This is a genomic window from Pseudoalteromonas sp. 78C3 (genome assembly GCF_002836695.1).
GTDB classification, from domain to species: domain Bacteria; phylum Pseudomonadota; class Gammaproteobacteria; order Enterobacterales; family Alteromonadaceae; genus Pseudoalteromonas; species Pseudoalteromonas arctica.
The window spans coordinates 1-6,378 of record NZ_PJAV01000007.1 but is presented as its reverse complement, the minus strand read 5'-3'; the positions used below and the strand labels follow the sequence as shown (position 1 = coordinate 6,378).

6 protein-coding genes are annotated in these 6,378 nt (G+C 33.2%); 4 read left to right on the top strand and 2 right to left on the bottom strand.

What is annotated here, in order from left to right; genetic code table 11:
- The first annotated feature begins 33 nt into the window (after positions 1 to 33).
- Positions 34 to 762 (top strand): NUDIX hydrolase, encoded by a 729-nt coding sequence (locus tag CXF76_RS00195; RefSeq protein ID WP_101162754.1) that lies wholly within the window; start codon positions 34 to 36, stop codon positions 760 to 762.
- A gap of 882 nt (positions 763 to 1,644) precedes the next feature.
- Here the strand turns inward: CXF76_RS00195 and CXF76_RS00190 are convergent.
- On the bottom strand, positions 1,645 to 1,863 hold the full coding sequence (locus tag CXF76_RS00190; RefSeq protein ID WP_101162753.1) for a helix-turn-helix domain-containing protein: 219 nt from the start codon (positions 1,861 to 1,863) through the stop codon (positions 1,645 to 1,647).
- Between the two features lie 87 nt (positions 1,864 to 1,950).
- Here CXF76_RS00190 and CXF76_RS00185 point away from each other — a divergent pair, with 87 nt between their 5' ends.
- The 3 genes from CXF76_RS00185 to CXF76_RS00175 are packed head-to-tail and all read left to right on the top strand — an operon-like array spanning position 1,951 to position 4,256.
- Complete coding sequence (locus CXF76_RS00185) at positions 1,951 to 2,202, top strand: hypothetical protein (RefSeq protein ID WP_101162752.1); 252 nt, start codon at positions 1,951 to 1,953, stop codon at positions 2,200 to 2,202.
- Positions 2,195 to 3,406, top strand: a complete 1,212-nt coding sequence (locus CXF76_RS00180; protein ID WP_101162751.1) for an Arm DNA-binding domain-containing protein — start codon at positions 2,195 to 2,197, stop codon at positions 3,404 to 3,406. The genes CXF76_RS00185 and CXF76_RS00180 overlap by 8 nt, the downstream gene beginning before the upstream one ends.
- Positions 3,399 to 4,256 (top strand): HDIG domain-containing metalloprotein, encoded by an 858-nt coding sequence (locus tag CXF76_RS00175; RefSeq protein WP_157823321.1) that lies wholly within the window; start codon positions 3,399 to 3,401, stop codon positions 4,254 to 4,256. The genes CXF76_RS00180 and CXF76_RS00175 overlap by 8 nt, the downstream gene beginning before the upstream one ends.
- 33 nt (positions 4,257 to 4,289) lie before the next feature.
- On the opposite strand, the gene CXF76_RS00170 is transcribed toward CXF76_RS00175, so the two are convergent.
- Positions 4,290 to 6,378 (bottom strand): tyrosine-type recombinase/integrase (locus CXF76_RS00170; RefSeq protein WP_101162749.1); only part of this gene is annotated, 2,089 nt, incomplete at its 5' end.

Genomic DNA, 6,378 nt, shown 5'->3' with positions numbered 1-6,378 from the left:
CAATATCTTCGTATAGCTTTGGCTGAGTAATTTATGCACTATAAAACATCAAACATTTCTAACAACATCGACGAAGAATCGATTCCTGATGACTGCATTAGTAATCTAACCGTAGATAATATTGTATTTGCTATTCATGAAGGTAAGTTAAAGGTGTTGCTGGTTAAATATAATCGAGGCCTTGCAACAAGCCAATGGGGTTTAATTGGTCATTGGGTTCGTAAAGATGAAAACTTAGACCTTGCAGCTTTACGTGTTGTTAAAAGTACGACCGGTGTTGAAAACCTTTATTTAGATCAGTTAGGCGCGTTTGGTAACGTTGACCGCTACCCTGCTAGACGTATTATAACCATTGTTTACTATTCGCTCGTACGCTTTGAAGAAACCAATCTTGTGAGCGGCGACAATGCTTTAGAATGTGAATGGTTTGATGTAAATAACGTTCCCCCTTTAATGTTTGACCACGCCGACATTTTAAAAAGTGGCTTAGATTACTTACGCTATAAAGTAAGACACGAGCCGATTGGTTTTAGCCTGCTCCCTGAAAAGTTTACCTTGCTTGAGCTACAAGGAATTTACGAGTCAATTTTAAATAAATCACTCGATAAACCTAACTTTAGACGTAAGTTCCAAAAAATGAACTTGCTAATAAACTGCAAAGAAAAACAAACCAACGTAGCTCACCGAGCTGCTACTTTGTACCGTTTTGATATAAACGTATACGAAAAATTAAGAGAGTTTGGTTTTACATTTGAGTTTTGAATACACAGGTATAGTTACAGTATCATACCCTAAAAGTTAAAAATTAATCAATCCAAGAACAAAAGTAGAAAAACACTATAAATTGAAAACTTTTAAATAGGCTGGACTTCATATCATTAATTATTTTGCTGATATGCCTTACTAAAACTTGTTTCAGCTTTTGGTTAATTAGATACGATGTTTAGTCTATACAATAGAACTAATTTGCTATGATTACTTTCCCTATTTTCTAATGATAAATGTTCTGATCTGATATTGTAGTGGCACAACGATCATACTATTAAGGCAAGTAAATTTTTTATCTTATCATTAGGTAAAAGCTAATATCTAAATAATTACTTACATAATAAGATAGCTTAAATGTCTGAGAGAAAAATTGCAGTTCATCTTTTTAAAGAATAAAGTAAAATTTAGCAATAGAGGGTTATGAGTGATTTAAAAGATTTTTTAAGAATTTAAACTTAGTTAGCTTTACTACAACTATATAAAAATCAACCATATATTTTATAAGCGAGAAATCGATAAATTTCTTGAAAGATATTTTTTGTTATCAGTCATAGAGCTTTTAAAAATTAAAGAACCAACTGGACTTAAAGCGATAGTTGCTGACAATAAGCAGCCTACAGTAAGTGACATCTTCTCTAAAAGACTGCTTAGCTTCTCTTCAATTTGATTTTACAGATAAATCAGTCAGATCTATAAAAATTAAAATACTAAAACTAGCCAGCTCATCCTACGAAAACTGGGGTTTAGTTTTTGGTTCAATAGTTTTAACAATAATTTAAAATGCAGCTATATAGAAGCAATGAATCAGCCTGAAATTTACGAAGAACTTCTTTATGCTATAGAAAGTAATCTAACAACAGACATTTTTTAAATCTATTATTTTTCGTGCGTAATTATCTCTTCTATTTTACAATCGAAATACTCGCACAACGCGTCTAATGTCCGCGTAGTCGTAGAATAATTATTATTATTTGCCATTTTTGACATAGCGGCTTTATTTACTCCGGCAGCATTTGCAACTTCATCTAACGTAATTTTACGTCCCTCATTCAATGACTTAGCTGCGATTAATTCCCTTAAGTTATAAACAATCATTTTAATACAACCAATTATTTCAAAAGTTTCCTTACAGGATACTTTTCGTATGATTTAATCACTTTAGTTTCTTATGAGGATACTTTTATGATTAAAAATGAATTTACTCTGCTTTCTGCAAAAGAACTTTCAAGCTTTATTAAGTTCAGCCCAGATTACATTAACCGTAAGTTGAAAGACAATGTTTTTTTTGAGGGTGAGCATTACATTAGACCTTTTGGATCAAGAAAAATACTTTACCTTTTAGAAAGTGTAATGGATGAAATGTACAACACCACGTCTAAAGGTGAATGCGAATTTGCCATTCCTCTCGCAAGTGGAGGTGTATGCTATGGCTAGTGTAAGAAGCCGAAACGATAAGTTGTTTTTTGATTTTTATTATCAAAATATACGATGTCGTGAGCAGACCTTACTCAAGGATACAAAAGCTAATCGTATCAAACTTGTGAAAGTTCTAGAAAGTATTGAAATTCAAATTATGCTCGATCGTTTTGTTTACCGAGATATGTTTCCGAATAGTAACCGCTGCAAGGCATTTAAACTGTTTGATGACCAGATAGAAGCTATAAAAGCTAATGAAACGAATAAAGCTGATGTTATTTTACAGAATGTACCTAACTTCGAGGCATTTGCTTATGAGTGGCTAGCAGAAAGTAAAATTCATTGGAAAATTAGTCATTTTAAAAATGTGTCTATGATCTTTGAGGGTTATTTAATTCCTGAATTTGGCAAGTTTAATCTTGATGAAATAAGCCGTGCTCATATTATTAAATATCGCGCGGGCATATTAGAGCCTAAGCGTAGTAGTAAAAAACAATTGAGTAATGATTGGATCAATCATGTTATGACACCTCTTAGAGGCATACTTAAAGAAGCGTCATTACGTTATGATTTTCAAACTCCTTTTAACAATATAAAACCACTAAAAGTAGTTAAAACCAAGATAGAACCTTTTTCACTCAAGGAAGTTCAGCAATTTCTTAAGTATGTAAGAAGTGATTTTCGTAATTATTATACCGTTCGCTTTTTTACTGCGATACGAACAGCAGAGATTGATGGTCTCAAGTGGGAATACGTTAACTTTGATCGAAATGAAATTACTATTCATGAAACCTTAGTTGATGGCAATGTTGAGACACCTAAAACAGCAACATCATATAGAAATATCCAACTGTCTAGAGTTGTTGTTGATGCATTAAAAACACAATTCAAAATAACTGGTAAGAACACTTATGTTTTTTGTAATAAAAAAGGTAACCCTCTTGACCATCGAAATATAACTAAAAGGGTATGGTATCCAACGCTAGAAGAGCTCTCTTTAAAGAGGAGACGCCCTTATCAAACGAGGCATACATGCGCAACATTATGGCTTTCTGCTGGTGAAAATCCTGAATGGATAGCTAAACAAATGGGTCACAGCACGACTAAAATGCTATTTGAAGTTTATAGCCGTTATGTTCCAAACAATACTCGACAAGATGGTAGCGCTTTTGACCGCCTACTTCTAAATGCCAACATTGAAGAAGAGGCTACTTATGAATAACTATATTTATGGTTGGTTAAAAAATTTACATATTAACGGTACTTTGCCAACAGCCAATTGTGAGCTATTGATAAGTAAGCAAGTAATTTACGCTATTACATCTGCTGATATTGCTAGAAGATGCCAAATAGTATCTGGCTTAGCTCAATTTCAGTTAACTCACGATATAATGGGTAACCATATTGTTTGTAATATAGAGCCTATACTTTCTCAATGTAACGAACAGCAGTATCTTAATTTAACGTCGATGATAATTAATACAAATGAGCATTTAATAGCACGATTTTTTAAGCTACTTAGCTTTGTCACATGTAGTGAGTTGCAGCCTTTTATTGATTTTATTTTAACTAAACAAAGCATTTTGCAAAAATTCATACATGCACCGGCTAGCTTAAACCACCATCACTCTTATACCCATGGATTGTTTGAGCACAGTATAGAGGTAGCTGAAATTGCATTTAATAACGCTAAACACTTAAACCATTCCAGTATAGAATGCCAAGCGGCATTAGTAGCTGGCTTATTTCATGATATTGGTAAAATATTTGTCATGCTACATCAAGCCAGCGATCGCTATATACCTGGACCACACGAAGGTTATAACTTTGCTATCTTAGCTGAGCCCTTAGCGAAGCTAGGTAGTTGTAATAGGCAGTTGCTGGAGTTATTAAGCAGTTTATTAGCTGCCAAGCCATCTGGCTATAAAGCGAGATATGCAATTGAACATATTGTGCAACAAGCTGACCGATGCTCTTCTGAATCTGCTTTTATACATGCTAAATTTCAAGAACTTCCTGATTATTATCATTTTTGCAAAGTTGGCGACAAAGTTCTTAAAAGAATGAGTTAACGTTTTAAAATACCTAAACTTAATTTGAAGCTTTTAAGGGTCTTCGCCGGCCCTATAACTTATAATAAGCAGCAAATGAAGAAAACTCATTAAGCTATGGTGGCGCCTCGAATTTTTATATGTGCCTTTACTACCCTTTACTGTAATTAATAATCCAACTTCTAAAAAGCCATTGCCATTATGTTTACCTAGAAACCTGCCCTCCTCAATTGAGGCGCTTTCGATGTGACTATCGCTTAATCCAAATGACGAAACTAATTGTTCCCAGTAAGACCTAGCTTGAGTAACATTTTGATTTTGTAAATCTACTTGATGAAAACGAAATTTGAAGTGGCCCGACTTTAATTTAAATTTTATACATAAATTTAAAAAGTTGCGTATTACTTGCCCATCAGGACAACGAAGAGCGAAATTCTTCCCTGCAGCAGCATATTTCAATATTTGTAGGGCATCAAATGCTTCACTAAGAGTTACATTTTTCTGACTTAATAAAGTATCAAATTTCTGACATAAATAATAAAATGCTTTTTGTGAAGAAACTCTTTTTAAGTCATCTTTAGTATTATCTAAACTTGGGAAGTTAGGAATTAAGGGCAGCTTTTTACCTTTCCTAGGATATTCTCTGCTTACACTCAGAGCGTTATCATGTAATTTTTGAACTTGCTCCACAGGGAGTGAGTAACTCGATGCTGTATCGTGTACTGAGTTTAGTTCTAGCGATTTAAGAGCATTTGCATAATCTAACATTCTTATTTGCCCATCAGCTTTAAACTTTTGTTTAAAACCTTTAAACGATGGTGTGATTAAATCACTAACCTTACCCGCATATTGGATCGAATAGTCTTGCTCTTGTTTTTTACTATAAAATTCAATTCTTTCAATTAAACTTTCACCTGGCATAAACTCCTTAAAATTAGCTCTCCCTATACATTCAGATAAAAAATACTTAGATACTGTATATGTTTGATTCATTTGTGCGCAATGCTGTATGTCCTTTAAGTGTAAATAGCTATTTAGTGTCGACACTGTGACTTTATGACCAAGTAAATGAGACAAAAAAAACATTTTTGAACGAGTATTGTCTTTAACTTTTAATCTTTTGTTAAAGTGAGTAATAAAATTTTGATCAAATAAGTCATTTTCAAATATAGATAAATACTGCCTTCCCGTTAATACCAAGTTTGAATTTAATCTGTACCAAGTCCAATTAGCAAAGCTATGTCTTAGATGATGAATTCTTAGAGTATGATCCTTAGTATAATAATGCAGTAATTGCGTTAATAGCTCGTATGCTTTATTTACGCTAACAGAGCAGTTAAATAACAATGAATTTGATGGCTTATTTTCAGTGTTTTTTTGAACGTCATAAAAGCTTCTTAACTTGGCTAAATGCTCTTTTGGCCATAACGCATCAAGAGGTAGTTCTCTTCTAGCTGAAGGTGTTTTTAAACCCCTTATTTTATTTGGTCTGATTGATAGTAGAATCCAATCATATTCACCTTCATTTGGCTTTACAGGTGAAACCTGAATATCACCAAAGTACAGCTTAGCGGCTTCATTACGGCGCAAGCCGCTATAAAAACAAAAACACATCAACAAATATGCATATAACTCAACAAGACTATTATTAAGGTTGTTACTTAAATATTCCAGAATTGCGCTTGCATGACTCGCTGTCACTAAATTAGCATCAACCTTGCTTTGAACAGGTGCTATATCAAGATCATCAATACACAAATCTTTGACAATTTCTGACTCAATCAAAAATTCAGAAAAGTAGTATAAGTATTTTTTCCTTGGCGCTGAGGTAAAATACTCGGTCGCATCATTTAATTTTATTGCCCAATCAGATGCCGAAATTATTGCTAAATCAGTTTGAGTAAAAACCGTTAAAAAAGGTTTGCTAATACTTTTTACATAATCAATTACTGTTCCTATTTTTAATCTTCTTTTAGCTACCCCCCCCTCTTTCAAAAGATAATAAAGCCAGCCACATAAGATATAAAAATAAATACTATTTTTTTCATTTTTCAGTTCTTGTTCAACAAATCTAATGCACTGTACCCTTGGAGCCCTTTGGCTATTGAGTTCTTTTAGGTTTTTATAGATATGCTCTAACTTA